Here is a 25,305-nt window from a genome sequence, read left to right as displayed (position 1 = left end):
AATCCTGCCCTGCCGCCGGGCCGTCAGTCGGCTTGGGCTTGCAGCATCCACTGGCCATCCACTTCACGGGCCAGGCCGCTGGCTGGCAGCAGGGCCAGCAGGCGCGGGTGCAGGGCGGCCTCGGTGAAGGTTTTGAGGGTGGTCAGGTCCAGCGCGCCGACCAGGTTGAGGTCGGCTTTTGTGTACGACAGCCAGGCCTTTTTCAGCGCTTGGGCAACATCGCTACCCGAGGTGCTGGCGAAGCGGCGGTGCCATTGGCGGCCGTCGAAGGTGAAGCTGTGGGTGTGACTGTAGGTGCTCTCGTCGCCACCTTCGGCGCAACGGTGGCAGCGGCACGGGCCTTCGCCGAAGGCGTTGCGCAGGTAGCTGTTGAAGTCCACGACGGGCTTGAGGGACAGGCGTTTGTCGACATCGAACAGGTCGGCGATCAGGGGTTCTTCGGCGCTCACTCGGGATCCTCGTGTGGTGTGGCGTGCATCGGCGGGCACCCTAACAGATCGGGGCATTCAGATCACCTGTAGAGACAACCGGGACCGCCTGCCGTACTCTACGCGCCCATACGTCTAAACACCCACTGAGGTAACCCCGCTTGAGCACCAAGTACCCGTACATCGCCACCGTGACCATCAGCGCCGAAGACCGTGGCGGCGATGCCGAGGCCTCGGAAAACCCCAACATGCGCGTTGGCCTGGAAGCGGTGACCGAAACCCTGAAGAAAGTGCATTTCGTCGGTACGCTCGCAGCCCCCGAGAAATCGGCCACGCACATTTGCGTGACCCTGGAGAACGGCCTGACCTACTACGGCCCGATCGTCAACGGCCATGCCGAACTCGAAGGCGGCTGGATTGCCTTCGAGTCCGACATGCTCACCCCGCAAGAACTGGGGCTGTAAGCCTCAGTTCAGCTCGGCCAGGCACTGCTCGAGGATATCCAGGCCTTCTTCGAGCACCTCGGCCTCGATGGTCAGTGGTGCCAACAGGCGGATGATGTGCCGTGCCTTGCCGCTGGGCATCAGTAACAAGCCCTTGGCCCGCGCGGCGTCCATCACCTTGGCCAGTTGTGCCGGCGCCGGGCTGCCATCGGCATTGACGAACTCGATGCCACGCATGGCGCCCACGCCGGTCAGGCGGCCGATGAACGGGCACAGGCCCGAGGCCTGCCAGCGCTGGTGGCGGCTGACGATGGCCTGCTCCTGGCGCTCACCCCAGGTGGCGATGTTCTCGTCGGTCATCTGCGCCAGGCTGGCCAGCGCCGCCGCACAGGCAACCGGGTTGCCCGAATAGGTGCCGCCCAGGCCGCCCTTGGGCAGGGCTGCCATCAATTCCTTGCGCCCGACCACCGCACCCAGTGGCATGCCGCCGGCAATGCTCTTGGCCAGCAGCAACAGGTCGGGCTCGATGCCAAGGCGTGGGAAGGCGAAGCGTTGGCCGGTGCGGCCGAAGCCCGACTGGATTTCGTCGATGATGATCAGGATGCCGCGCTCGTCGCAGAAGCGGCGCAGGGCCTGGGCGAAGGCGGGGTCAAGGGCGAGGAAGCCGCCTTCACCCTGCACCGGCTCGAAAATGAACGCTGCCACGTCTTCCACAGCCAGTTCGACGCTGAACAGGCGGTCCATGGCCTTGAGCGCCTGCTCGCAGGTTACGCCGGTGTCGGCGCTGGGGTAGGGCAGGTGGTACACCGGCCCAGGCAGTTCACCGACCCGCTGTTTGTACGGGGCGACCTTGCCGTTGAGGTTCAGGGTGGCCAGGGTGCGGCCGTGGAAGCCGCCGTCGAAGGCGATGATGGCCCGCTTGCCGGTGGCGCCGCGGGCAACTTTCAGGGCGTTTTCGGCCGCTTCCGCACCGCTGTTGGTGAGCATGCCGGCCAATGGGTAGCTGACGGGCACGAACTCGCTCAGTTGGTCCATCAGTGCCAGGTATGGGCCGTGTGGGGCGGCGTTGAAGGCGTAGTGGGTCAGGCGGGTGGCCTGGGTCTGGATCGCCTCGACCACGGCGGGGTTGCAGTGGCCCAGGTTGAGCACACCGATACCACCGACGAAGTCGATGTAACGTTTGCCGTCGGTGTCCCAGACTTCGGCATTACGGCCATGGGAAAGTGTGATCGGGTGAACGATGGCAATGGATTGGCTGATACTTTCCTGGTTCATGGGCACGCGGGACCTTGTTCGAGTTTCTTATTATCCAAGCGTGTTGGCGGGTTATACCGCAAACGAATTATTCGATTGCGGTCATTCCGTGGATTCGTGATCTGGCTGGTTTTTGCATCTGCCATTCCGGCCCTATCGCCGGCAAGAGTCATCAATCCCCCTCAGCCACCCGCTCCCGAATCCACTGCACAAAGGCCCGGATCTTGGGCACTTCGGCCGCGTGCTCGGCATGGGCGATGAAGTGCCGGCCATTGCTCGCCACCGGGTGGTCCCAGGCCACAACCAGCTTGCCCTCGCTCAGTTCCTCTGCCACCAGGTAGCGCGGAATCAGGGCGATACCGCAGCCTGAAATTGCTGCGCGAATGCACAGGTAGAACGTGTCGAAACGCGGCCCGTGGTAGCTGTTCTGGCTATGCAGCCCCAGCCCCAGAAACCATTCGTGCCAGGCCTCCGGTCGCGACACGCATTGCAGCAGCCGGTGCTCGGTCAACGTCTGGGCACTGTCGAAGCGGTGATTGGCCAGCAGCTGCGGGCTGCACACCGGCACCACTTCTTCGCTGAACAGCTCGATGCAGGTTGCCCCGGGCCAGGTGCCCTGGCCGAAGAAAAACGCGATGTCTGCCTTGGCCTGTACCAGGTCGAAGGGCTCCAGTTCGTTGCGCACGTCCAGGTGGATGCGTGGGTAGCGGTCGCCAAAACCCTTGAGTCTGGGCACCAGCCAGCGGGCGCCGAAGGTGGGTTGGGTGGCGATGCGCAGCACTTCGGTTTCATCGCCGTAGCTGAGGATGTAGCGGCTGGAAATGTCGATCTGGGTGAGGATCTTGTTCACTTCGGTGAGGTACAGCGCGCCGGCCGGGGTCAGGTGCAGGCGGCGGCGAATGCGCTGGAACAGCGAGTGCGAGAGCATGTCCTCAAGCTGCGCCACCTGCTTGCTGACGGCGCTCTGGGTCAGGTGCAGTTCCTGCGCCGCGCGGGTGAAGCTGAGGTGGCGGGCGGCCGCTTCGAAGCACTGAAGGGCGGTGGTCGAAGGCATCAGGCGTTTGGACATGACGGGCAAATACCGAGCAAAAAAGGAAGAAGTTCATTCCAAAGCGGAATCATGTGGTTCGAAAAGGTCGTTTGTTGACCCCGGCCTATAGATTAATACTGACCTGGATCAACGATTACAACCGGTCATGCGAAGAGGAGGTCAGTACCCGCTTCCGGCATCTGCAAAAACAACAACAACGACTATCAGAAATTTAAAAGAATTCTGCTCCGACCTTCAGCCGCCTCGCTGCGGCCGACCCATTAGAGGGTTCTTCATGGCTTCGCAAGACAACAAGAAACAGCGTTCCCTGCAACACGGCCTGACCTCCCGTCAGGTTTCCATGATTTCCATTGCGGGCATCATCGGCGCCGGGCTGTTCATCGGCTCCTCCAACGCCATCGCCACCGCCGGCCCGGCCATCCTGATCTCCTACGCCATGACCGGCCTGCTGGTCTTGCTGGTGATGCGCATGCTGGGCGAAATGGCCATCGCCAACCCCAACAGTGGCTCGTTTTCCACCTATGCCTCAGAAGCCATTGGCCCATGGGCGGGCTTTACCATCGGTTGGCTGTACTGGTGGTTCTGGGTGCTGATCATTCCGGTCGAGGCCATTGCCGGTGCGGACATCCTGCATGCCTACTTCCCTGGGGTGCCATCGTGGCTGTTCGCCTTCCTCATCATGCTGGTGCTGTCGTGCACCAACCTGATCAGCGTGAAGAACTTCGGTGCCTTCGAGTACTGGTTCGCCCTGGTCAAGGTGGTGGCGATCATTGCCTTCATCGTGGTCTGCACCTTGGCCGTGTTCGGCTTCTGGCCGCTGGCCGAAGTGTCCGGGGTCAGCCGACTGTGGGACAACGGCGGCTTCATGCCCAACGGCTTCGGGACCGTGCTGGGTGGTGTACTGATCACCATCTTCTCGTTCTTCGGTGCCGAAATCGTCACCATTGCCGCTGACGAAACCGCCAACCCGAAAGACAAGATCCGCCGTGCCACCAACCTGGTGGTGTACCGCATCGCCATCTTCTATCTGGCGTCGATTTTCCTGGTGGTGTCGCTGGTGGCCTGGAATGATCCTGAACTGAAGGCGGTCGGTTCGTTCCAGCGCGTACTGGAGGTGCTGAACGTGCCGGGTGCCAAACTGCTGGTTGACCTGGTGGTGCTGGTAGCGGTGACCAGTTGCATGAACTCGGGGCTGTATACCGCGTCGCGCATGCTCTATTCGCTGGGTGCCCGTGGTCAGGCTCTGAGCGTTACCAAGCGCATCTCCGGCTCCGGCGTACCGACCGTGGCGGTGATCTTCTCTACCCTGGCAGGCTTTGCCGGTTGTTTCGTCAACTATGTGTTCCCAGGCAAGGTGTTCGGCTTCCTGCTGTCCACCACCGGCGCCATTGCCTTGCTGGTGTACCTGGTGATTGCCGTGTCGCAACTGCGCATGCGTGCCCGTGCCGAGCGTGAAGGGCGTCCGCTGGAACTGAAGATGTGGCTGTTCCCGTGGCTGACCTGGCTGGTGATCGGCACCATCGTCATGGTGCTGGGCTACATGCTGTTCAGCGATGCCTACCGCTACGAAACCCTGATGACTGCTGGCGTAACCCTGTTCATCCTGCTGGTTTCGCTGACCCAGCGGCGTGCCAAGGTGGTTGCCCAGACGGCCTGATGTTTCTGCTTTAATGGGGGGGCGTAGCGCGCCCCCATTTCAATAAGCACAGGAAGCGTATGAACGATCAAGCCCTTTCCCTCCAGGCCCTCGCGGCACCCGATGGCACGTGTTATGGCTGCGGGTGCTCCCACCCCAGCGGGCTGCACCTGCAAAGCCACTGGGACGCCGACGACGTTCATCTGATATGCCGCCATGCGCCCGACAGCACCTTCATCGGCTGGCCCGGCCTGGTTTACGGCGGCCTGCTGGCGATGCTGGTCGACTGTCATTCCAACTGGACGGCCATGGCTTACCACTACCGCAATGAAGGCCGCGAGCCGGGCAGCCTGCCGCGCATCGACTGCGTCACGGGTACGCTCAACCTGACCTACCTGAAACCCACGCCCATGGGCGTCGAGCTGTTGCTCAAGGCGCGTGTGGAAGGGGACGTGGGGCGCAAGAGCCGGGTGATCTGCGAAGTCTGGGCCGACGATGTGCTGACCGTGACCGCCGACTCGGTGTTCGTGCGTGTCGACACCGAAAAGCTCAAGTTCAAGGCACATGCAAAGTTCTGATGCATGAGACTGGAGGCGGCCTCCGCGCCGCTCGCGGGTAAGTTCGACTAACCGGTTAGCTGAATCTGCCTACAGCCGTTTCGAGCAGAGGTAATTATTTCCCACGCTGGAGAGTCAGTCGTACCACGCTATTGATGCCTAGACCAGGCGCGGCTGAACGCCGCGCCATTCTTGATCAACAACGTTTCAGCAATAGCCAGCGTTCATGGTTAAACATAGAGTGTTCTTTCCTATGAACCCAGGGACCGACCATGACTAATTTGAGCTTGTTTCCCATTACTCGCAAATGGCCTGCGAAATACCCTGAGCGGTTGCAGCTCTATTCCCTGCCGACACCCAACGGCGTCAAGGTGTCGATCATGCTCGAAGAAGTCGGCCTGGCCTACGAGGCGCACAAGGTCAGTTTTGACAACGATGACCAGTTGAGCCCCGAGTTCATTTCGCTCAGCGCGAATAACAAGATCCCGGCCATTCTCGACCCCAACGGGCCGGGTGGTCAGCCGCTGCCGTTGTTCGAGTCAGGGGCGATCCTGCAGTACCTGGCGGAGAAAAGCGGCCAACTGCTCAGCCAGGACCCTGCCCAGCGTTACCAGACCCTGCAGTGGCTGATGTTCCAGATGGGCGGCATCGGGCCGATGTTCGGCCAGGTCGGCTTTTTCCACTTCTTTGCTGGCAAGGAATATGAAGACAAGCGTCCGCGTGATCGCTATGTCAACGAGTCCAAACGGCTGCTGGGTGTGCTGGATCGGCACCTGAAAGGGCGGAAGTGGATGGTTGACGAATACAGCATCGCCGACATCGCCATCTTCCCGTGGGTACGCAACCTGGTGGAGCGTTACAACGCGCGGGAGTTGGTAGGCTTTGATCAGTTCAAGGAAGTGCAACGGGTACTGGCGGCCTTCCTTGAACGGCCAGCCGTGCAGCGCGGCCTGAAGATTCCCGCCTGACAGACCTAGAAGACCTGGTTCAACAACCAGTACAACGACCCTGCCAGCACCATGGCTGCCGGCAGGGTCAGCACCCAGGCCATCAGCAGGTTGATCAGTGTGCGTTTCTGAATGCCTGAGCCGTTGGCGACCATGGTGCCGGCTACACCAGAGCTCAGCACATGGGTGGTCGAAACCGGCAACCCGAACATGTCCGCCGCGCCGATGGTGCACATCGCAACCACTTCAGCCGAGGCGCCCTGGGCATAGCTCAGGTGGGCCTTACCGATCTTCTCGCCCACCGTCACCACGATACGCCGCCAGCCAACCATGGTGCCCAGCCCCAGCGCGATGGCCACGACCACCTTCACCCACAGTGGAATGTAGCGGGTGGCATCGTCCAGCTGTGCCTTGAACAGTTCTACATGGCTTCGGGTGTCAGCATCGAATGCCACCAGGTGTTTTTTTTCGATCAGGCGAATGGCTTCGCTGGTCAGGTACATGTCGTTGCGCACATTGGCCATGGCTTCGGCCGGCACGCGCTTGAGCGAGCCATAGCCTTTGACCTGGTCGCCGATCATCCCGGTCAGCGCCGCGAGTGCCGGTACCAGTTGCGGGCTGGCCGTGGGCTCGGCAATGAACAAGGTCAGTACCTGGCGTGGGTCGGCCGGGGCCGCTTGCGGGTGGCTGCGCACCAGCGCCTGGCGGGTTACTTCGGCGATGGCCGAAAACTGCAAAGCCTGTTCGTTGGGCATGGTCTTGTTCAGGGCATAGGCCATGGGCAGGGTGCCGACCAGGATCAGCATGATCAGGCCCATGCCTTTTTGGCCGTCGTTGGAGCCATGGGCAAAGGATACGCCGGTGCAGGTGAGGATCAGGACGCTGCGGATCCACCACGGAGGGAGGGTGCGGCCTTCCGGCGCCTGATACAGGTCCTTGCGCTTGACCAGTGCACGCAACGCCACCAGCAACAAGGCCGCGCAGGCAAAGCCGATCAGGGGTGAGAACAGCAAGGCATAGCCGACTTTGCTGGCTTGGGCCCAGTCCACGCCACTGGTGCCGTCACGCCCATGCATCAGCGCGTTGGCCACACCCACGCCGATGATCGAGCCGATCAGCGTGTGGGAGGACGATGCCGGCAGGCCCAGCCACCAGGTGCCGAGGTTCCAGATGATGGCTGCCAGCAGCAGGGCGAAGACCATGGCAAAGCCGGCCGAGGAGCCGACCTGCAAAATCAGCTCCACCGGCAGCAGGGCAATGATGCCGAACGCCACCGCGCCGCTGGAAAGCAACACGCCAAGGAAGTTGCAAAACCCGGACCAGACGACCGCCACCGGTGCCGGCAGCGAGTGGGTGTAGATGACCGTGGCGACGGCATTGGCGGTGTCATGAAAGCCATTGACGAATTCAAAGCCCAGGGCAATCAGCAGCGCCAGGCCCAGTAGAAGGAACGGTGTGACCGTGGTGATCACCGTGCCGCTGGCCGTCACATCCTGTTTCAGGCTCCAGACGGTATAGGCAATGCCGGCCAGTAGCAGGCCGAAGAACAACACGAGGGTGGCGCGCCCTGGCGTGTGGGCAAGCTGCAGGCGGGAGTCGCGCTGGGCCAGTTGCGGCTGGCTGGCCAGTGGCGGGGTTGCCATGGGTGCTCCGGTTGGCGTTGGGCGTGGGTGCCGAAGGCCTTGAGCATAGAAACAATTCGTAACCCGGCCGTGACCTCGATCAATGAATTGTCTAGTCTCAAGACAAACGGTAATGGCAGGGTCGTGCGACGATTCGCTACGAAAAAACGCGATGCGTATCCGCAGGGGCGGTGTTTGTGCGACCGTGTGTCATCCCCGATGAGCGAAATGCGATGCCTTTACAGTTAACCCCCGCCAGCGACCGCCACTGCACCTTCGCCCGCGACCTCACGCGCCGCGCGATGTTGCGGTACTACCGCGAATACGACCTGTTGTGGATCGAAGAAGCCTTCGACGAGGCCTGGGGCTGGCGCGAGCAGTGGCTGGTGACCGAAGGCGACACCCTATTGGGTTTCTGCAGCCTCAGCCATGACCGCCAGGCGTTGTTCATCCGCGAGTTGCACCTGTTGCCCGAGCACCGTGGGCGCGGGGTCGGCAGCTGGGTATTGGAGCAGTTGGCGCTCTGGGCCAGGCAGCGGCGCCTGCCGCTGCTGCGGCTAATGGTGTTTCGCAGCAACCCGGCCCGTCAGCTGTATCAGCGCCACGGTTTCGTTGAAATGGGAAAAGACGATTGCTTTGTGCGTATGCAGCGCGCCATCAACTAATGGCCCAATGATGGCTTGTCGCGGTCCAAGAGCATGTGCATAGTGGATCCACGTGCCTAGGGCTGTCTGCAGAGGGTGGGCCGGGCACCAGGGATATCAAGGAAGAGGAGAAACTCCAATGAATGGAATCGGTCCGCGGCTGCGGGAAGAGCGCGAACGACTGGGCATGACCCAGCGAGTTTTTGGCGATATCGGCGGTGTCGAGCCCAATGCTCAGGGCAAGTATGAAAGCGGTGAGCGTACCCCTCGGATCGATTACCTGGCCGCCTTGGCTGTCAGGGGGGTGGATGCGCTGTATGTGCTTTGCGGTACACGCACCCCTGTACCGCTCGAAGGTTTGAGTACGGATGAGCCCGGTTTGCTGGAGGCATTCCGCCAACTGCCGTTCGAGGATCAGGCGGCGATTTGGCACCTGTTGGGGCGTTTGTCCAGCAACGGTAAACCCCGGAAAACAGCGAGGCCTCTGCCCGTTAAGCATCAGGTGTTTCTGACGGAATCAATGCGTTAGGCCCACTGTGAAAAATTTTGTTAAGGTGGCGGGATCCAATCGCCCTGCTGACGAGGTGTGTGCTTGATTAGGGTCTTAGTGGTCGATGATCACGATCTGGTACGAACCGGTATTACGCGCATGCTCGCCGACATCGACGGCCTGCAGGTAGTGGGTGAGGGGGACTCGGGCGAGTCGGCGCTCAAACTGGCCCGTGAGCTCAAGCCGGATGTGGTGCTGATGGACGTGAAAATGCCCGGCATCGGTGGCCTGGAGGCTACCCGCAAATTGCTGCGCAGCCATCCGGACATCAAGGTAGTCGCCGTGACGGTGTGCGAGGAAGACCCGTTCCCCACGCGCTTGCTGCAGGCCGGCGCTGCCGGCTATCTGACCAAGGGGGCAGGCCTTGATGAAATGGTCCAGGCTATTCGGCTGGCCTTTGCCGGCCAACGCTATATCAGCCCGCAGATCGCCCAGCAGTTGGCACTGAAACCGTTTCAGCCGCAGGGTTCGCCGTTTGACGCGTTGTCCGAACGGGAAATCCAGATTGCCCTGATGATCGTCGGCTGCCAGAAAGTGCAGATCATCTCTGACAAGTTGTGCCTCTCGCCCAAGACCGTCAATACTTACCGTTATCGGATCTTTGAAAAACTCTCGGTCACCAGCGACGTCGAACTGACCTTGCTGGCCGTTCGCCACGGTATGGTCGACGCAAGCCTGTAAACCTCATGTCTCAAGTGTTTGATGCCAGCGCATTCCTGGCGACCTGCAGTGGGCGGCCGGGCGTTTACCGGATGTTCGATGCCGAAGCCCGGCTGCTTTACGTGGGCAAGGCCAAGAACCTCAAGAAGCGCCTGGCCAGCTATTTCCGCAAGACTGGCCTGGCGCCCAAGACTGCCGCGCTGGTAGCGCGCATTGCGCAGGTCGAAACCACCATCACCGCCAACGAAACCGAGGCGTTGCTGCTGGAACAGAACCTGATCAAGGAGTGGCGCCCGCCCTACAACATCCTCCTGCGCGACGACAAATCCTACCCCTATGTGTTCCTGTCCGATGGCGAGTTCCCACGACTGGGCATTCACCGTGGGGCGAAAAAGGCCAAGGGCCGCTACTTCGGCCCGTACCCCAGCGCCGGTGCCATTCGCGAAAGCCTCAGCTTGCTGCAAAAGGCCTTTTCCGTGCGCCAGTGCGAGGACAGCTATTACGCAAACCGCACCCGGCCTTGCCTGCAGTACCAGATCAAACGCTGCAAAGGGCCCTGCACCGGGTTGGTGACTGCCGAGGAATATGCGGAGGATGTGCGCCACTCGGTCATGTTCCTGGAAGGGCGTAGCCAGCAGTTGGGCAACGAATTGAATGCCGAGATGGAAACGGCCGCCATGGCCCTCAATTTCGAGAAAGCTGCCGAACTGCGTGACCAGATCGCCCTGTTGCGGCGCGTGCAGGACCAGCAGTACATAGAAGGTGGCAGTGGCGACGTCGACGTCATCGCCGCTTTCGTCAACCCGGGTGGCGCCTGTGTGCACCTGATCAGCGTGCGCGGTGGGCGAGTACTGGGCAGCAAGAACTTTTTCCCGCAGGTGGGTATCGAGGAAGAGGTGGCCGAGGTCATGGCCGCATTCCTTTCCCAGTACTACCTGGGCAACGCAGAGCGCGAACTGCCGGGCGAGTTGATCGTCAACGTGGTTCACGAAGACTTCGAAGCCATCACCGAAGCGCTGCACACGCTGCGAGGCCGCGAGCTGACCATCAGCCACCGGGTGCGCGGCACACGCGCCCGCTGGCAGCAGCTGGCCGTGACCAACGCCGAGCAGGCGCTCAACGCCCGCCTGGCCAACCGCCAGCACATGGCTGCCCGCTTCGAGGCCCTGGCCGAAGTGCTGGGCCTGGATGAAGTGCCGCAGCGTCTGGAGTGCTACGACATCAGCCATTCCAGCGGCGAAGCCACCGTGGCCAGTTGCGTGGTGTTCGGCCCCGAAGGCCCGCTGAAGTCCGATTACCGTCGGTTCAACATCGAAGGCATTACCGGCGGTGATGACTATGCCGCCATGCATCAGGCGCTGACTCGCCGCTACGGGCGTATCAGGGACGGCGAGGGCAAGCTGCCCGATGTGTTGCTGGTGGACGGCGGCAAGGGCCAGCTGAACATGGCACGCGATGTGATGCAGGAATTGGGCTTCAACGACCTGACCCTGCTAGGCGTGGCCAAAGGCGTCACCCGCAAGGCAGGCTTCGAGACCCTTTATCTGAACGACGTGCACCACGAATTTACCCTCAAGGGCGATTCTGCCGCACTGCACCTGATCCAGCAGATCCGCGATGAAGCCCACCGTTTTGCCATCACCGGTCACCGCGCCCGTCGTGGCAAGGCCCGTCGGGTCTCCAGCCTTGAAGATGTGGCCGGGGTAGGGCCGAAGCGCCGCCGTGACCTGCTGAAACATTTCGGTGGCCTGCAAGAGCTCAACCGCGCCAGTATCGATGAAATCGCTAAAGCCCCCGGCATCAGTAAAAAGCTTGCCGAATCAATTTATGCCAGCCTGCATAGCGAGTAGAATGCCGGGCTCAACTTGCAGCCAGTCGTACCGATGAATATTCCAAACCTGCTCACCGTTCTACGCGTCCTGCTCATCCCGATCTTCATCCTGCTGTTCTATGTGCCCTATCACTGGAGCTACATGGCCGCCAGCAGCGTGTTCGCCGTTGCCGCTGCCACCGACTGGCTGGACGGTTACCTGGCGCGTCGCCTGCAGCAGAGCACGCCGTTCGGTGCCTTCCTGGACCCGGTGGCCGACAAACTGATGGTGGCCGTGGCCCTGGTGCTGCTGGTGCAGACTCACGCCAACTTCTGGCTGACCCTGTCGGCTGCAGTCATCATCGGCCGCGAAATCGTGGTGTCGGCACTGCGCGAGTGGATGGCCGAGCTGGGCGCACGCGCGCATGTGGCGGTGTCCAACCTTGGCAAGTGGAAGACGGCAGCGCAGATGCTGGCACTGGTGATTCTGCTGGCCAACCCACCGGCGGTGACTTTCTGGGTCATCCTGGGTTACGGGCTGCTGCTGGTGGCGGCGGGGCTGACGCTGTGGTCGATGGTGCACTACCTGCTGGCCGCCTGGCCGCACCTGCGCGAAGGTTCGGAGCAGAAATAAAAGTTTTTTTGAATCAAGGGGTTGACGCTGTTTTAGAAATCGCTAGAATGGCACCCATCACGACGCGGGAATAGCTCAGTTGGTAGAGCACGACCTTGCCAAGGTCGGGGTCGCGAGTTCGAGTCTCGTTTCCCGCTCCAAATTCGATCCTCAGTGCGTCGCTGGGATCAAAAAGAAGAGGCCGAAAGGCCTCTTTTTTTATGCCTGCGTTTTTTCAATCCCTCCTCCCTCGCTGTTGCAGGCGTGTAACCCGCAGGGCCGGCATTCAATTTTTCCGGTGTCAACCTTGCCATCACCACGCCGTTCGACGCCCAAGGCAAAATCGACTATGCGCGATTCGAAGCGCTGATTGAGCGTTACATTGCGGCCGGTGTTCATGGTTTTGTGCTGAGCTCCGGAACCGGAATGCATGTGTACCTGAGCAAGGATGAGTCCAAAGAGCTGGTCGCTTTCGGCTCGAAAATCATCAACGGTCGCCCTCGCGTGATCGCTCAAACCTCTGCCTTGCTGGCAGATGAGGTCGTTGAGCGTACCCGCTCTCCACGCAGCAGGTTAGCCGTACGATCCGAAATCTGTGGGTTTTGCTCAACAACCATTTTGATGTGGTCCTGATCGCATCCCGCAGGGGTATTCGCAACGACTTTCCCCATGAAATCGACAGTTGCAGCGGGACCCACCCCGCCTAAGGTTCCGAGTTTAAACGGCAGAGCACGCGGATTACCCGGCCCCCGGGTGGCGAAGGTGGCGTAGATTTCATTGATATCCAAGGTAGGTATCCCGCGCCGCTGGAGATCAGCACAGACCAGAGACAACTCGGCCATACCTGGCACGATCAACGTAGCGCCATTGTCCTGCGCCGATAAACAGGCTTGATGGATGGTTGTAGCGGCGGTTGGCTGGGGCATTCATCAGGCCCAGAAACCAAACAGCACCAACGCCGCCACACCAAGCACGACCGCAATCGAACAACCACCCAGCGACAGCGCTGCTCGGCCTTGACGATACCAGCCGTCATGGCCAAGCTGCCGAGCCGGTTCCAGCAGGCTGCGCCAGCGCAGTTCTGTTTCGTGAAACGCTTGAAGGTTCGCGGTGTCCGCGTCCAGCCAGCGACGAAAGTCGATCCGCTCGCACGCCGTCACCTGTGGGCTTTGCAAGCGCACATACCATTGCCCGGCAACACTTGCCAGCACGTCCCGGCGCGAGCGGCCGGCCTGCAACGCCTGGTCCATGTGCCGCTCGATACTGGCCAATGGCAGGTCGAGGCGGGCGGCGATGCTGGCGAAGTCCAGTTGATCGAGGCGGTTGAGCAGGAACACTTGCTGTACGCGCCGGGGCAGCCGCTTCAGGGCATGCAGCAGGGCGTGGTCGGCATCCTGTTCGGCAACTGGGCCTGGGTGCTCAAGGGGCAGTAGCAGACGGGTCATGGACAGCTCCTTGCTTTACAAAGGGGAGGGGATGGGGGCATCTTCCTTGATGCGTGATCAGCGTAGATGAAACGAGATTGATTCTCAACTGCTGATTCCGCAAAGTTTTGTAATGAGCGTTCACGCCCTGAAACACCTTTGCTATCATGCGCGCCATCACGATCTTCGTTAGCCTGAAGAACCAAAAAAAAGACCCGGCAAAAAGCCGGGTCAAAAACCGTGATTAGCCTGATGAGGAGATAATCTGAGAGCGACCTAAGCTCCAGGTTATCCAGCGGATCTCGCGATCAGCTGAGTGCAATAATAATCGTTATCATTTGCCAGTCAAATGAATTTTCGTCCTTTCGGTAAAAAAGTTTTACCGATGCGCTTCCTTGTCCCGGCAGTCGGGGCCTTTGCCGTTACGCGGCTATCACGTTCTCTCCCTTCTTTTTTACTCAATAGTCCGGATCGGCGGCGCGTTTGTGCTCCAGCAGCGCGCGGGCCATGTCCATCATGTGCATCAAGGCGAAGGTCAGCTCGCGCTGGCTGCCGTGCTGGTGGGTGGCTGTTTCCTGCGCGGTGGCGGCAGCGCAGCGCAGCAGGGCGATGGCGTGCTCCTGGGCCTGGTCGCCGGTTACGCCCTCGTGCAAGGTCCAGATCTTGTTGTCCAGCGTGGGGCGTGGCGGGTTGGGGTTGAGGTAGTAGTCGAGGGCGCGGCGGGCGGCTTCGCTGTCGAGATCTGTTTCGTCGTTTTTCGGTGGTTTCATCCTGATACCTGCTAGAGCCAGTAAAGGTAGGGGTGAAACCAATACTAATACCTGAAGTATTTTTGCGCCCTTTGATAAATAATACTGAATGTTTATTGAGCGGTTCAGGGCAGCCCGTATCGTGCCAGCGATGAATATGGATAAATGGATTGCCCTCGTCCGTGACCGGATGGAGGAGCTAGGGCTTACCCAGGAGCAGCTTGCCGAGCGCGTTGGTGTGTCTCAAGGCAGTGTGGGGCATTGGGTGAACAAGCGGCGTCAGCCGAAAATCGAGTCGATGAACCGCACGTTTGTCGAGATTGGCATGCCCCATTACAACGTCAGCCTGCAGCTGCGCATTCAGGGCCAGGTTGGCGAGGACCGTGGCGCCTACGGGGTGGATGATGCCGAGGACGACCTGGACCTCATGCAGTACATCGTGTGTTTCCGCTACCCGGTCAAGGACTGGAGTGAGTTGGGTGCTACAGATGTTGAGGAGCCCAGCGTGTTCGAACAGACGGATTACCTGGCCCAAGGCAAAGCATTCTGGCTGACAGTTGAGAACGACGCGATGAGCGCCGTCAGTGGTCGCAGTGTGCCACAGGGCATGCGGATGCTGGTTGATCCTGGGGTGGAAGTTGAGGGGGGGCGTTTGGTTATCGCTCGTCAGCCGGGCAAACCGGCGATTTTTCGCGAGTTGGCTGAGGACGGCGGGCAGCGGTACCTGAAGGCCCTCAATAACAACTACCCGACGCTGCTCTGTGAAGAAGGTTGCGAGTTTCTTGGAGTGGTCGTGCGAGTGCACGGTGCCTTCTAGAATGAAGGGGCTGCAAAGCAGCCCCCGCTGACCTCACTCTGTCAGCTCGACCAGCACTGTCCCTTCGCTGACCATATCCCCTTCCTGGCAGAACAGCGCCTTCACCGTCCCGCCATGTGGCGCACGAATGCTGTGCTCCATCTTCATGGCCTCCAGCACCACCAGCGCGGCACCTGCTTCTACCACTTGCCCTGGCTCGACCAATACCCGCACGATGCTGCCGTTCATGGGCGCGCCCAAGCCGCCCTGATGGCTGTGGCTGGCCTCGGCTTCGGCAATCGGGTCGAAGGCCTCGATGGCGTGCATCTCGCCATCCCAGTGCAGGTAAAGCGTGCCACCCCGGCGGATCGCCAGGTGCTGGCGGCGCACACCGGCCTGATCATGCACCAGCTGTTCGCCCTCCAGCTGGTAGGTGGACGTAGCGCTGCGCTCCAGGGCAACCGCCTGGTCCTGGCCACTGCTTACCAGGTGCAGGCTGGTGCGTGCGGGCAGGCCCAGGCGCAAACCGTTGCGCTCACCCCACGGCGAACGGCGGTCGTCATCACGCTGATGCCCGGCCTGGCCTTGCAGCCAGGCTTCGGCTGCGGCTTCCCAGAAGCTGGCCGGCAGTGCGTTTGGCGCTGGTAGCAACACCTCCTGGTGGCGCGGAATGAAGCCGGTATCCAACTCAGCTTCAGCAAATGCCGGGTGGGCCAGAATGCGGCGCAGGAAGGCGATGTTGGTCTTCAGCCCGCCAATGGCGAACTCGTCGAGCATGGCCAGCAAGCGCAGGCGTGCCTGTTCGCGGTCTTCGCCCCAGGCGATCAGCTTGCCCAGCATCGGGTCGTAGAACGGCGATACCACGTCACCTTCACCGACCCCGCTGTCCACCCGCCGGCCTTCACCCGGCGCCGACTCACGGTACAGCGCCAGCTTGCCGGTCGCCGGCAGGAATTCGTTGGCCGGGTCTTCGGCATACAAGCGCACTTCGATGGCATGGCCGATCAGCGGCACCTGTTCCTGGGTAATCGGCAACGCCTCACCGCAGGCCACGCGAATCTGCCAGGCCACCAGGTCCAGACCGGTGATGGCCTCGGTGACCGGGTGTTCCACCTGCAGGCGGGTGTTCATTTCCATGAAGAAGAACTCGCCACGGGCGTCGAGCAGGAACTCGACCGTGCCGGCACCCACGTAGCCGATGGCCTGGGCGGCACGCACCGCAGCCTCACCCATGGCCCGGCGCAGTTCAGGCGACAAGCCAGGGGCTGGGGCTTCTTCGACCACTTTCTGGTGGCGGCGCTGAATGGAGCAGTCGCGTTCGTTGAGGTACAGGCAGTTGCCGTGCTGGTCGGCGAACACCTGGATCTCTACGTGGCGCGGCTTGAGCACGTACTTTTCAACCAGCATGCGCGCATCGCCGAACGACGACTGGGCTTCACGCTGGGCCGAAGCCAGGGCGTCGGCCAGCTGGCTTTCTTCCTCGACCACTTTCATGCCCTTGCCGCCGCCGCCGGCACTGGCCTTGAGCAGCACCGGGTAGCCAATGCGTTCGGCAGCGGCGCGGAAGGTGTCCAGGTCCTGCCCTTCACCGTGGTAGCCCGGCACCAGCGGCACCCCGGCAGCCTCCATCAGCGCCTTGGCTGCCGACTTGCTGCCCATGGCATCGATGGCGTTGGCCGGTGGGCCGAGGAAGATCAGCCCGGCCTGTTCTATGGCGCGTGCGAAGCCTGCGTTCTCGGACAGGAAGCCATAGCCCGGGTGGATGGCCTGGGCGCCACTGGCCTTGGCGGCGGCCAGCAGTTTGTCGACCAGCAGGTAACTTTCGGCGGCCTTGGTGCCGCCCAGGTCAACGCGGATATCCGCTTCGCGGCTGTGCCGGGCGTCACGGTCGGTGGCGCTGTGCACGGCGACGGTGGTCAGGCCCATGGCCTTGGCGGTGCGCATTACCCGGCAGGCGATTTCGCCGCGGTTGGCGACCAGCAGGGTGGTCAAAACGGGGCGGCTCATGGGCGCGGCTCCTTCTTGTCATCGGTTTGCCAGGCGGGGCGGCGTTTTTCCAGGAAGGCGCGCAGGCCTTCCTGGCCTTCGGCGCTGACGCGGATGCGGGCGATGGTGTTCTCGCAGTAGCGCCGCAGGGCCGGGCTGAATTCGCCGTCGTCCACTTCGCGCAGCAGGTCCTTGGTGGCGCGCAACGCCTGCGGGCTGTTCTGCAGCAGGTTGGTTACCCAGGCTTCGACCTGAGCGTCCAGTTCGCTGGCCGGATACACCTCGGCCAACAAACCCAGCTCGCGGGCCCGCACGCCACTGAAACGCTCGGCAGTGAGGGCATAGCGGCGCGCGGCGCGTTCACCGATCGCCTTGACCACGAACGGGCTGATCACTGCCGGGGCCAGGCCGATGCGTACTTCCGACAGGCACAGCTGGGCGTCTTCGGCGCCAATGGCCATGTCGCAGCAACTGATCAGGCCCAGCGCGCCGCCAAAGGCTGCACCTTGCACCACGGCCAGGGTTGGGGCCTTGAGGCGGTGCAGGGCGTACATCAGTTCGCCCAGTTCGTGGGCATCATCCAGGTTGGTGTTGAAATCCAGCTGCGCCGATTGCTGCATCCAGGCCAGGTCGGCGCCGGCGCTGAAGTGCCGGCCACGGCCGCGCAGCAGCACGAAGCGCAGGCTGGCGTCTTCGGCCAACTGGTCGATGGCCACGATCAGCTCGCGGATCATCTGCGCATTGAAGGCGTTGTTCTTGTCCTCGCGGCTCAGCCACAGGGTGGCGAAACCGCGTGGGTCGCGGATCACTTCGAGGGTGCTGAAATCGCTCATGGGTCACATCCGGAAAATGCCGAAGCGGCTCTGTTCGATCGGCGCGTTCAGCGCGGCAGACAACGCCAGGCCAAGCACGTCGCGGGTTTGTGCCGGGTCGATGACACCGTCGTCCCACAGGCGGGCGCTGGAGTAGTAAGGGTGGCCCTGGTGCTCGTACTGGTCGAGGATCGGCTGCTTGAGCCTGGCCTCGTCCTCGGCACTGAACGGCTGGCCGCTACGCTCACTTTGCTCGCGCTTGACCTGGGCCAGCACGCCTGCGGCCTGTTCGGCGCCCATCACGCCAATGCGTGCATTGGGCCACATCCACAGGAAGCGCGGGTCGTAGGCGCGGCCGCACATGCCATAGTTGCCGGCGCCGAAGCTGCCGCCGATGATGACCGTGAACTTGGGCACCTGGGCGCAGGCCACGGCGGTCACCAGCTTGGCACCGTGCTTGGCGATGCCGCCTTCTTCGTACTTCTTGCCGACCATGAAGCCGGTGATGTTCTGCAGGAACAGCAGCGGAATGCCGCGCTGGCAGGCCAGCTCGATGAAGTGCGCGCCTTTTTGCGCGGCTTCGGCGAACAGGATGCCGTTGTTGGCCAAAATCGCCACCGGGTAGCCATGCAGGTGGGCAAAGCCGCACACCAGGGTGGTGCCGAACAGCGCCTTGAACTCATCGAACACCGAGCCATCGACCAGCCGGGCGATCACCTCACGTACATCGAACGGTTGCTTGGCATCGGCCGGCACCACGCCATACAGCTCGTCGGCCGCATACAGCGGCGCCACCGGCGCCAGGCGCTGCAGCTTGCCCAGTTTGTGCCAGTTAAGGTTGGCCACGCTGCGCCGGGCGATCGCCAGGGCGTGTTCGTCGTTGTCGGCATAGTGGTCGGCCACGCCGCTGGTGCGGCAATGCACATCGGCGCCGCCGAGGTCTTCGGCGCTGACCACCTCACCGGTGGCGGCTTTTACCAGCGGCGGGCCGGCGAGGAAGATCGTTGCCTGTTGGCGCACCATGATCGCTTCGTCGGCCATGGCCGGCACATACGCACCGCCAGCGGTGCACGACCCCATCACCACGGCGATCTGCGGGATGCCCTGCGCGCTCATGTTGGCCTGGTTGAAGAAGATCCGGCCGAAGTGTTCGCGGTCCGGGAATACTTCGTCCTGGCGTGGCAGGTTGGCGCCGCCCGAGTCCACCAGGTAAATGCATGGCAAGCGGTTTTGCAGGGCGATGGTCTGCGCGCGCAGGTGCTTTTTCACTGTCAGCGGGTAGTACGAACCGCCTTTGACCGTGGCGTCGTTGGCCACGATCATGCATTCCACGCCTTCGACGCGGCCGATACCCGCTATCACGCCCGCAGCCGGCACGTCTTCGCCGTACACCTCATGAGCGGCCAACTGGCCGATTTCGAGGAACGGCGAGCCTGGGTCCAGCAGGCGGTCGATACGCTCGCGTGGCAGCAACTTGCCGCGTGAGGTGTGCCGCTCCTGGGCTTTGGGCCCGCCGCCCTGGGCCACCTGGGCAAGCAGGCCGCGCAGGGCCTGGACCTGTTCAAGCATGGCCGCGCTGTTGCCGGCGAACTCCGCCGAACGCGGGTTGATCTGGGTGTGCAAGGTAGCCATGTGCGCCCGTCCTTTATGTTCAGCGGGTTTCGTTGAACAGTTCGCGGCCGATCAGCATCCGGCGGATTTCGCTGGTGCCGGCACCGATTTCGTACAGCTTGGCGTCGCGCAGCAGGCGACCGGCCGGGAATTCGTTGATGTAGCCGTTGCCACCGAGAATCTGGATCGCCTCCAGGGCCATTTGCGTGGCGCGTTCGGCGGTGTACAGGATGACCCCGGCGGCGTCCTTGCGGGTGGTCTCGCCACGGTCGCAGGCCTGGGCCACGGCGTACAGGTAGGCACGGCTGGCATTGAGCTGGGTGTACATGTCGGCGATCTTGCCCTGGATCAGCTGGAACTCGCCGATGCTCTGGCCGAACTGCTTGCGGTCATGAATGTAGGGGACCACCAGGTCCATGCAGCTTTGCATGATGCCGGTCGGGCCGCCGGACAGCACCACGCGCTCGTAGTCCAGGCCACTCATCAGCACGCGCACGCCACCGTTGAGCTGGCCGAGAATGTTCTCTTGCGGCACTTCAACACTGTCGAAGAACAGCTCGCAGGTGTTGGAACCGCGCATGCCCAGTTTGTCGAACTTGTTGCTGCGGCTGAAACCTTTCCAGTCACGTTCGACGATGAAGGCGGTGATGCCGTGCGGGCCTTTGTCCAGGTCGGTCTTGGCATAGATCACGTAGGTGTTGGCGTCGGGGCCGTTGGTGATCCAGGTCTTGCTGCCGTTGAGCACATAATGATCGCCGCGCTTCTCGGCACGCAGCTTCATCGACACGACGTCGGAGCCGGCATTGGGCTCGCTCATGGCCAGCGCGCCGATGTGCTCGCCGCTGATCAGCTTGGGCAGGTACTTGAGCTTCTGCTCATGGGTGCCGTTGCGGTTGATCTGATTGACGCACAGGTTGGAGTGGGCGCCGTACGACAGGGCCACCGAGGCCGAGCCACGGCTGATTTCTTCCATCGACACCACGTGGGCCAGGTAGCCCAGGCCGGCGCCGCCGTACTCTTCCGGCACGGTGATGCCCAGCAGGCCCATGTCGCCGAACTTGCGCCACATGTCGGCGGGGAACAGGTTATCGTGGTCGATTTGTGCGGCGCGCGGGGCCAGTTCGGTCGCGACGAAGGCGCGGACCTGGTCGCGGAGCATGTCGATGGTTTCGCCCAGGGCGAAGTTCAGGGAGGGGTAATGCATGCTGGGGCACCTTCTTGTTCTTGAAATTGGGTTACACCGTCGCTCAAGGCCTTTACACCGGCCCTGTGGGAGCGGGTTCACCCGCGAATGCTTCAGCAGGGTCACCGTCATTGCCTGACTGATCGCATTCGCGGGTGAACCCGCTCCCACAGGGTCGGTGCCATGCCAGCAAGGCCGGTGCTGTTGATCACCTTTACGTTAACGTAAACCTGCATGCGATCGCTGTCAATCTACTCATCACCTTTACGTAAACGTAAATCTGCGCCAGAGTATTCCCGCTGCTTCAGCCGTGCCCAGAACAACCACAAGAAGGGACACCCATGAGTCAACCGAGCTATACCCGCGGTCGCCAGGACCAAGCCTTGCTGACCCAGACCATCGGCCAGGCCTTCGATGCCACCGTGGCCCGCTGTACTGACAGCGAGGCGCTGGTGTCGCGTCATCAGGGGTTGCGCTACAGCTGGCGACAGCTGGGCGAGCAGGTCGATACCCATGCCCGCGCCCTGATGGCCCTGGGCGTCAACACTGGGGACCGGGTCGGCATCTGGTCACCCAACTGCGCGCAGTGGTGCATCCTGCAGCTGGCCAGCGCCAAGGTCGGCGCCATTCTCGTCAACATTAACCCCGCCTACCGCGTGGGCGAACTGGAATACGTGTTGCGCCAGTCCGGCTGCCGCTGGCTGGTGTGCGCCGATGCCTTCAAGACCTCCGATTATCACGCCATGGTCCAGGAATTGGCGCCGGAACTGGCCAGTGCCACGCCAGGTGAACTGGCCTGCGAGCGCCTGCCCGAGTTGCGCGGGGTCATCAGCCTGGCGGCCAACCCGCCTGGCGGCTTCCTGCCTTGGCAAGCGCTGGTTGAGAGGGCAGGACAGACCTCGACAGAAGCCTATACCGCTCGTCAGCAAAGCCTGCAGTTCGACCAGCCGGTGAACATCCAGTACACCTCCGGCACCACCGGCGCGCCCAAAGGCGCCACGCTCAGCCACTACAACATCCTCAACAACGGCTTCATGGTCGGCGAAAGCCTGGGCCTGACCGAGCACGACCGCATGGTGATCCCGGTGCCGCTGTATCACTGCTTCGGCATGGTCATGGCCAACCTCGGTTGCATCACCCACGGCAGCACCATGATCTACCCCAACGATGCCTTCGACGCCGAGCTCACTCTGCGCGCCGTGGCCGAGGAGCGTGCCAGCATCCTGTACGGCGTGCCGACCATGTTCATCGCCATGCTCGACCACCCTTTGCGTGCGCAAATGGACCTGTCGACCCTGCGCAGCGGCATCATGGCCGGTGCCACTTGCCCGATCGAAGTCATGCGCCGGGTCATCGACCAGATGCACATGGCCGAAGTGCAAATTGCCTACGGCATGACCGAAACCAGCCCGGTATCGCTGCAAACCGGCCCCGATGATGAGTTGGAGCTGCGCGTGACCACCGTCGGCCGCACCCAGCCGCAGCTGGAGAACAAACTGGTGGACGCCGACGGCTGCATCGTCCCGCGCGGTGAGATCGGCGAGCTGTGCACCCGTGGTTACAGCGTGATGCTGGGTTACTGGAACAACCCTCAAGCCACGGCGGACGCCATCGACCCGGCGGGGTGGATGCACTCGGGCGACCTGGCGGTGATGGACGCGCACGGGTACGTGCGCATCGTTGGGCGCAACAAGGACATGATCATTCGTGGCGGTGAGAACATTTACCCGCGTGAGCTGGAAGAGTTCTTCTACACCCACCCGGCGGTGGCCGATGCGCAGGTGATCGGCATTCCGTGCAGCCGCTATGGTGAAGAAATTGTCGCCTGGATCAAGTTGCACCCTGGGCACAGCGCCACCGTGGAAGAGCTGCTGGGCTGGTGCAAGGCACGCATCGCACACTTCAAGGTGCCACGGCATATCCGTTTCGTTGACGAATACCCGATGACGGTGACGGGCAAGGTGCAGAAGTTCCGCATGCGGGAGATCAGTGTGGCGGAGATTTCGGCGGTATCAGCGGGTTGATGTACTGGCTGTGCCGGCCCTTTCGCGGGTAAACCCCCACAGGGTGCCGCGCGGTCCCTGTGGGAGCATACCTGCCAGTGCAAAAACCTGGTCTACCCTTAGGCTTTCACCGGCGGCTCCTGACTCGGCGGGTCGCCCACTGTCGGTGGCACAGTCGGCTTGATCGGCAATTCGTCCGGCTCTTCTTCCGGCACGGGCGGCGGCAAGCTGGGGTCGTCGATGTTGGGATCGGGGGTTTCCGGTGGAATGGGAATGTTCATGGCCTGACCTCGCGTGGGTGAATGAAGAGGGGCTGCAGGCTTCGACTTCGCGCAGCTGCCGTTCGCTCAATTTTTTTGAACCCCGCGTGTATGCCCGGCTCTGAACCCTTACCGCCACCAGCCTGAGGGAGCAAGGTCGATGTCACGTAACGAGCCCTTTGAAAGCGTGCCCACGGCGAATGATCACGCAAACCAGGCCATCAGTCTGTCCCAGGCGCTGCTGGCGCCGCGTATCGTGATCGAAGACACCCAACCCGTGCTCGAAGCCGGCACCTTCGCCGCCAAGGCCATCAGCGGCCAGCCGGTGGCGGTCAGCAGCAAGGTCTATTGCGATGGTCACGATCGCCTGGCGGTGATGCTCAGCTGGCGGCAGGCCAACAGCCGGCGCTGGCATTGCGTGCCCATGCACTCACCGGGCAACGACCTTTGGCTGGCCGAATTCACCCCCACCGAGCTGGGCCCACACCTGTTCAGCATCGAAGCCTGGGTCGACCCCTTCGCCACCTATTGCCACGACCTGGAGAAAAAGTACCACGCCGGTGTCGAGGTCACGCTGGAGCTGGAAGAGGGCCGGTTGATGCTGGGCAAAGGCATCGACCTGTGCAAAGGCGCCCTGCGTGATGAACTACAGGCCACGCAGCAGCGCCTGGCCACACTCGGCACCGACGACCAGGTAGCGCTGTTTCTCGACCCGGCCACCGCACGCCTGATGAGTGAGGCCGAACACCGCAGCTACCTGGCCCGCAGCCGTGAATTCCCCGTTGATGTCGACCGCCCGGCAGCCCAGTTTGCCAGCTGGTACGAGCTGTTCCCACGCTCGATCACTGACGACCCCAAGCGCCACGGCACGTTCAACGATGTGCATGAACGCCTGCCGATGATCCGCGACATGGGCTTCGACGTGCTGTACTTCCCGCCCATCCACCCCATTGGCATGCAACACCGCAAAGGCCGCAACAACGCACTCACGGCCCAGCCGGGCGACCCGGGCAGCCCTTACGCCATCGGCAGCGCAGAAGGTGGCCACGATGCGATTCACCCGCAACTGGGCAGCCGCGACGACTTCCGCCGCTTGGTGGCTGCGGCTGCCGAGCACGGCCTGGAGATCGCCCTCGACTTCGCCATCCAGTGCTCCCAGGACCACCCCTGGCTCAAGGAGCACCCAGGCTGGTTCAGCTGGCGCCCGGACGGCACCATCCGCTATGCCGAGAACCCGCCGAAAAAGTACCAGGACATCGTCAACGTCGACTTCTACGCCCCCGACGCGGTGCCGAGCCTGTGGCTGGCCCTGCGCGATGTGATCATCGGCTGGGTGGAGGAGGGCGTGAAAACCTTCCGTGTCGACAACCCGCACACCAAACCGCTGCCGTTCTGGCAATGGCTGATTGCCGACGTGCGCGCCCGGCATCCGGACGTGATCTTCCTCGCCGAGGCCTTCACCCGGCCGGCCATGATGGCGCGGCTAGGCAAGGTCGGCTATGCGCAGAGCTATACCTATTTCACCTGGCGTAACACCAAACAGGAGCTGCGCGAGTTCTACGAGCAGCTCAACCAGCCGCCGTGGAGCCAGTGCTACCGGCCCAATTTTTTCGTCAACACGCCGGATATCAACCCGTACTTCCTGCATACCTCCGGCCGTGCCGGCTTCCTCATCCGCGCCGCACTGGCCACCATGGGCTCGGGCCTGTGGGGCATGTATTCGGGCTTTGAACTGTGCGAAGGCACGCCGCTGCCGGGCAAGGAGGAGTACCTGGATTCGGAGAAATACGAAATCCGCCCACGGGACTTCACCCAACCCGGCAACATCATTGCCGAGATCGCCCAGCTCAACCGCATCCGCCGCCAGAACCGCGCCTTGCAGACCCACCTGGGCGTGGCGTTCTTCAACTGCTGGAACGACAACATCCTGTACTTTGCCAAACGCACTCCCGAGCGCGACAACTACATCCTGGTGGCCATCAGCCTCGACCCGCACAACGCCCAGGAGGCCCATTTCGAGCTGCCGCTGTGGGAGCTGGGCCTGGACGACAACGCCGAAACCCATGGCGAAGACCTGATGAACGGTCATCGCTGGTCGTGGTACGGCAAGACCCAGTTCATGCGCATCGAACCCTGGCACCAGCCATTCGGTATCTGGCGTATCGAAAAGGCCCATTAGTACGGCACACCACATCCCCTGTGGGAGCGGGCTTGCCCGCGAAGCAGGCGCCGCGGTCTATGGCACCGGCTTCGCCGGTGTTCGCGG

Annotated in this window: 24 protein-coding genes, 1 tRNA gene and 1 pseudogene; 14 read left to right on the top strand and 12 right to left on the bottom strand. The window is 62.3% G+C overall.

Going from position 1 to position 25,305, the window contains the following annotated elements; translation table 11 throughout:
- Nucleotides 1-23: 23 nt before the first annotated feature.
- A complete protein-coding gene (locus ACF8MI_RS20275; protein ID WP_060497808.1) occupies nt 24-449 on the bottom strand; it encodes a hypothetical protein in 426 nt (141 codons plus the stop codon).
- 140 nt (nt 450-589) lie between these two features.
- On the opposite strand from ACF8MI_RS20275, the gene ACF8MI_RS20270 reads away from it, so the two are divergent.
- Complete coding sequence (locus ACF8MI_RS20270; RefSeq protein WP_060497807.1) at nt 590-892, top strand: hypothetical protein; 303 nt, start codon at nt 590-592, stop codon at nt 890-892.
- 3 nt (nt 893-895) lie between these two features.
- Here ACF8MI_RS20270 and ACF8MI_RS20265 read toward each other — a convergent pair whose 3' ends face one another.
- Both ACF8MI_RS20265 and gcvA read right to left on the bottom strand, forming a co-directional pair.
- Nucleotides 896-2,146, bottom strand: coding sequence for an aspartate aminotransferase family protein (locus ACF8MI_RS20265; protein ID WP_060497806.1), 1,251 nt, complete (start codon nt 2,144-2,146; stop codon nt 896-898).
- A gap of 151 nt (nt 2,147-2,297) precedes the next feature.
- Nucleotides 2,298-3,194 (bottom strand): transcriptional regulator GcvA, encoded by an 897-nt coding sequence (gene gcvA / locus ACF8MI_RS20260; RefSeq protein WP_060497805.1) that lies wholly within the window; start codon nt 3,192-3,194, stop codon nt 2,298-2,300.
- 256 nt (nt 3,195-3,450) lie between these two features.
- Here gcvA and ACF8MI_RS20255 point away from each other — a divergent pair, with 256 nt between their 5' ends.
- The 3 genes from ACF8MI_RS20255 to ACF8MI_RS20245 all read left to right on the top strand — a co-directional run bounded on the left by ACF8MI_RS20255 (nt 3,451) and on the right by ACF8MI_RS20245 (nt 6,337).
- Nucleotides 3,451-4,833 carry an amino acid permease gene (locus tag ACF8MI_RS20255; RefSeq protein ID WP_104834300.1) on the top strand — a complete coding sequence of 461 codons (1,383 nt, stop codon included), beginning with the start codon at nt 3,451-3,453 and terminating at the stop codon, nt 4,831-4,833.
- Nucleotides 4,834-4,892: 59 nt separating this feature from the next.
- Nucleotides 4,893-5,390, top strand: coding sequence for a PaaI family thioesterase (locus ACF8MI_RS20250; RefSeq protein WP_060497803.1), 498 nt, complete (start codon nt 4,893-4,895; stop codon nt 5,388-5,390).
- A 251-nt stretch (nt 5,391-5,641) separates the two neighbouring features.
- Nucleotides 5,642-6,337 carry a glutathione S-transferase N-terminal domain-containing protein gene (locus tag ACF8MI_RS20245; RefSeq protein ID WP_104834301.1) on the top strand — a complete coding sequence of 232 codons (696 nt, stop codon included), beginning with the start codon at nt 5,642-5,644 and terminating at the stop codon, nt 6,335-6,337.
- Between the two features lie 5 nt (nt 6,338-6,342).
- Here the strand turns inward: ACF8MI_RS20245 and ACF8MI_RS20240 are convergent, their stop codons facing one another.
- A complete protein-coding gene (locus ACF8MI_RS20240; protein ID WP_060497801.1) occupies nt 6,343-7,959 on the bottom strand; it encodes an inorganic phosphate transporter in 1,617 nt (538 codons plus the stop codon).
- Between the two features lie 212 nt (nt 7,960-8,171).
- On the opposite strand from ACF8MI_RS20240, the gene ACF8MI_RS20235 reads away from it, so the two are divergent.
- The 7 genes from ACF8MI_RS20235 to ACF8MI_RS20205 all read left to right on the top strand — a co-directional run bounded on the left by ACF8MI_RS20235 (nt 8,172) and on the right by ACF8MI_RS20205 (nt 12,848).
- Complete coding sequence (locus ACF8MI_RS20235) at nt 8,172-8,603, top strand: GNAT family N-acetyltransferase (protein ID WP_200928647.1); 432 nt, start codon at nt 8,172-8,174, stop codon at nt 8,601-8,603.
- 118 nt (nt 8,604-8,721) lie between these two features.
- Entirely contained in the window at nt 8,722-9,111 is a 390-nt protein-coding gene (locus ACF8MI_RS20230; RefSeq protein WP_060497799.1) for a helix-turn-helix domain-containing protein, read from the top strand.
- A gap of 63 nt (nt 9,112-9,174) precedes the next feature.
- Nucleotides 9,175-9,813 carry a UvrY/SirA/GacA family response regulator transcription factor gene (uvrY, locus tag ACF8MI_RS20225; RefSeq protein ID WP_003251380.1) on the top strand — a complete coding sequence of 213 codons (639 nt, stop codon included), beginning with the start codon at nt 9,175-9,177 and terminating at the stop codon, nt 9,811-9,813.
- Between the two features lie 5 nt (nt 9,814-9,818).
- The gene (gene uvrC, locus ACF8MI_RS20220) at nt 9,819-11,642 is read left to right on the top strand and encodes an excinuclease ABC subunit UvrC (RefSeq protein ID WP_060497798.1); all 1,824 of its coding nucleotides are present in this window, start codon (nt 9,819-9,821) and stop codon (nt 11,640-11,642) included.
- 33 nt (nt 11,643-11,675) lie between these two features.
- The gene (gene pgsA / locus ACF8MI_RS20215; protein ID WP_200928646.1) at nt 11,676-12,236 is read left to right on the top strand and encodes a CDP-diacylglycerol--glycerol-3-phosphate 3-phosphatidyltransferase; all 561 of its coding nucleotides are present in this window, start codon (nt 11,676-11,678) and stop codon (nt 12,234-12,236) included.
- 64 nt (nt 12,237-12,300) lie between these two features.
- Nucleotides 12,301-12,376 (top strand) — tRNA-Gly (locus tag ACF8MI_RS20210).
- A 151-nt stretch (nt 12,377-12,527) separates the two neighbouring features.
- On the top strand, nt 12,528-12,848 hold the full coding sequence (locus tag ACF8MI_RS20205) for a dihydrodipicolinate synthase family protein (protein WP_223624435.1): 321 nt from the start codon (nt 12,528-12,530) through the stop codon (nt 12,846-12,848).
- Here the strand turns inward: ACF8MI_RS20205 and ACF8MI_RS20200 are convergent.
- The 3 genes and pseudogenes from ACF8MI_RS20200 to ACF8MI_RS20190 all read right to left on the bottom strand — a co-directional run.
- Nucleotides 12,773-13,114: pseudogene (locus ACF8MI_RS20200) on the bottom strand (aspartate racemase); the annotation flags it as partial. The gene ACF8MI_RS20205 and the pseudogene ACF8MI_RS20200 sit on opposite strands and share 76 nt — an antisense overlap.
- 30 nt (nt 13,115-13,144) lie before the next feature.
- Nucleotides 13,145-13,660, bottom strand: coding sequence for a DUF4880 domain-containing protein (locus ACF8MI_RS20195; RefSeq protein ID WP_186722871.1), 516 nt, complete (start codon nt 13,658-13,660; stop codon nt 13,145-13,147).
- Between the two features lie 437 nt (nt 13,661-14,097).
- Complete coding sequence (locus ACF8MI_RS20190; RefSeq protein WP_060497793.1) at nt 14,098-14,409, bottom strand: DUF6124 family protein; 312 nt, start codon at nt 14,407-14,409, stop codon at nt 14,098-14,100.
- 88 nt (nt 14,410-14,497) lie between these two features.
- Between ACF8MI_RS20190 and ACF8MI_RS20185 the strand changes: the two genes are divergently transcribed.
- Nucleotides 14,498-15,205 carry a S24 family peptidase gene (locus ACF8MI_RS20185; protein ID WP_060497792.1) on the top strand — a complete coding sequence of 236 codons (708 nt, stop codon included), beginning with the start codon at nt 14,498-14,500 and terminating at the stop codon, nt 15,203-15,205.
- A 33-nt stretch (nt 15,206-15,238) separates the two neighbouring features.
- On the opposite strand, the gene ACF8MI_RS20180 is transcribed toward ACF8MI_RS20185, so the two are convergent.
- Genes ACF8MI_RS20180 through ACF8MI_RS20165 form a run of 4 tightly spaced genes read right to left on the bottom strand, consistent with a single transcriptional unit; the run spans nt 15,239 to nt 20,797 of the window.
- A complete protein-coding gene (locus tag ACF8MI_RS20180; RefSeq protein WP_060497791.1) occupies nt 15,239-17,191 on the bottom strand; it encodes an acetyl/propionyl/methylcrotonyl-CoA carboxylase subunit alpha in 1,953 nt (650 codons plus the stop codon).
- Complete coding sequence (locus ACF8MI_RS20175; protein WP_060497790.1) at nt 17,188-18,003, bottom strand: gamma-carboxygeranoyl-CoA hydratase; 816 nt, start codon at nt 18,001-18,003, stop codon at nt 17,188-17,190. Before ACF8MI_RS20175 ends, ACF8MI_RS20180 begins: the two co-directional genes overlap by 4 nt.
- A 3-nt stretch (nt 18,004-18,006) precedes the next feature.
- A complete protein-coding gene (locus tag ACF8MI_RS20170; RefSeq protein WP_012273265.1) occupies nt 18,007-19,614 on the bottom strand; it encodes a carboxyl transferase domain-containing protein in 1,608 nt (535 codons plus the stop codon).
- Between the two features lie 19 nt (nt 19,615-19,633).
- Nucleotides 19,634-20,797 carry an isovaleryl-CoA dehydrogenase gene (locus ACF8MI_RS20165; protein WP_104834305.1) on the bottom strand — a complete coding sequence of 388 codons (1,164 nt, stop codon included), beginning with the start codon at nt 20,795-20,797 and terminating at the stop codon, nt 19,634-19,636.
- A 320-nt stretch (nt 20,798-21,117) separates the two neighbouring features.
- Here ACF8MI_RS20165 and ACF8MI_RS20160 point away from each other — a divergent pair, with 320 nt between their 5' ends.
- A complete protein-coding gene (locus tag ACF8MI_RS20160; RefSeq protein ID WP_060497787.1) occupies nt 21,118-22,800 on the top strand; it encodes an AMP-binding protein in 1,683 nt (560 codons plus the stop codon).
- A gap of 98 nt (nt 22,801-22,898) precedes the next feature.
- On the opposite strand, the gene ACF8MI_RS20155 is transcribed toward ACF8MI_RS20160, so the two are convergent.
- Nucleotides 22,899-23,060: a hypothetical protein gene (locus ACF8MI_RS20155; RefSeq protein WP_015271006.1), complete on the bottom strand. Its 162-nt coding sequence runs from the start codon at nt 23,058-23,060 to the stop codon at nt 22,899-22,901.
- Between the two features lie 139 nt (nt 23,061-23,199).
- Here ACF8MI_RS20155 and ACF8MI_RS20150 point away from each other — a divergent pair, with 139 nt between their 5' ends.
- Nucleotides 23,200-25,218: an alpha-1,4-glucan--maltose-1-phosphate maltosyltransferase gene (locus tag ACF8MI_RS20150; protein ID WP_104834307.1), complete on the top strand. Its 2,019-nt coding sequence runs from the start codon at nt 23,200-23,202 to the stop codon at nt 25,216-25,218.
- The last annotated feature ends 87 nt before the right edge of the window (nt 25,219-25,305 follow it).

Source organism: Pseudomonas sp. yb_9, assembly GCF_043103635.1.
Taxonomy (GTDB): domain Bacteria; phylum Pseudomonadota; class Gammaproteobacteria; order Pseudomonadales; family Pseudomonadaceae; genus Aquipseudomonas; species Aquipseudomonas monteilii.
This window is presented reverse-complemented; position numbering and strand designations above follow the sequence as displayed.

What these genes read in the sequence shown, in the direction of transcription:
- ACF8MI_RS20265 (WP_060497806.1), bottom strand. Translation starts at nt 2,146, where the DNA reads ATGAACCAGGAAAGTATCAGCCAATCCATTGCCATCGTTCACCCGATC.
- gcvA (WP_060497805.1), bottom strand. Translation starts at nt 3,194, where the DNA reads ATGTCCAAACGCCTGATGCCTTCGACCACCGCCCTTCAGTGCTTCGAA.
- ACF8MI_RS20255 (WP_104834300.1), top strand. Translation starts at nt 3,451, where the DNA reads ATGGCTTCGCAAGACAACAAGAAACAGCGTTCCCTGCAACACGGCCTG.
- ACF8MI_RS20250 (WP_060497803.1), top strand. Translation starts at nt 4,893, where the DNA reads ATGAACGATCAAGCCCTTTCCCTCCAGGCCCTCGCGGCACCCGATGGC.
- ACF8MI_RS20245 (WP_104834301.1), top strand. Translation starts at nt 5,642, where the DNA reads ATGACTAATTTGAGCTTGTTTCCCATTACTCGCAAATGGCCTGCGAAA.
- ACF8MI_RS20240 (WP_060497801.1), bottom strand. Translation starts at nt 7,959, where the DNA reads ATGGCAACCCCGCCACTGGCCAGCCAGCCGCAACTGGCCCAGCGCGAC.
- ACF8MI_RS20235 (WP_200928647.1), top strand. Translation starts at nt 8,172, where the DNA reads ATGCCTTTACAGTTAACCCCCGCCAGCGACCGCCACTGCACCTTCGCC.
- ACF8MI_RS20230 (WP_060497799.1), top strand. Translation starts at nt 8,722, where the DNA reads ATGAATGGAATCGGTCCGCGGCTGCGGGAAGAGCGCGAACGACTGGGC.
- uvrC (WP_060497798.1), top strand. Translation starts at nt 9,819, where the DNA reads ATGTCTCAAGTGTTTGATGCCAGCGCATTCCTGGCGACCTGCAGTGGG.
- pgsA (WP_200928646.1), top strand. Translation starts at nt 11,676, where the DNA reads ATGAATATTCCAAACCTGCTCACCGTTCTACGCGTCCTGCTCATCCCG.
- ACF8MI_RS20195 (WP_186722871.1), bottom strand. Translation starts at nt 13,660, where the DNA reads ATGACCCGTCTGCTACTGCCCCTTGAGCACCCAGGCCCAGTTGCCGAA.
- ACF8MI_RS20190 (WP_060497793.1), bottom strand. Translation starts at nt 14,409, where the DNA reads ATGAAACCACCGAAAAACGACGAAACAGATCTCGACAGCGAAGCCGCC.
- ACF8MI_RS20185 (WP_060497792.1), top strand. Translation starts at nt 14,498, where the DNA reads ATGTTTATTGAGCGGTTCAGGGCAGCCCGTATCGTGCCAGCGATGAAT.
- ACF8MI_RS20180 (WP_060497791.1), bottom strand. Translation starts at nt 17,191, where the DNA reads ATGAGCCGCCCCGTTTTGACCACCCTGCTGGTCGCCAACCGCGGCGAA.
- ACF8MI_RS20175 (WP_060497790.1), bottom strand. Translation starts at nt 18,003, where the DNA reads ATGAGCGATTTCAGCACCCTCGAAGTGATCCGCGACCCACGCGGTTTC.
- ACF8MI_RS20170 (WP_012273265.1), bottom strand. Translation starts at nt 19,614, where the DNA reads ATGGCTACCTTGCACACCCAGATCAACCCGCGTTCGGCGGAGTTCGCC.
- ACF8MI_RS20165 (WP_104834305.1), bottom strand. Translation starts at nt 20,797, where the DNA reads ATGCATTACCCCTCCCTGAACTTCGCCCTGGGCGAAACCATCGACATG.
- ACF8MI_RS20160 (WP_060497787.1), top strand. Translation starts at nt 21,118, where the DNA reads ATGAGTCAACCGAGCTATACCCGCGGTCGCCAGGACCAAGCCTTGCTG.
- ACF8MI_RS20155 (WP_015271006.1), bottom strand. Translation starts at nt 23,060, where the DNA reads ATGAACATTCCCATTCCACCGGAAACCCCCGATCCCAACATCGACGAC.
- ACF8MI_RS20150 (WP_104834307.1), top strand. Translation starts at nt 23,200, where the DNA reads ATGTCACGTAACGAGCCCTTTGAAAGCGTGCCCACGGCGAATGATCAC.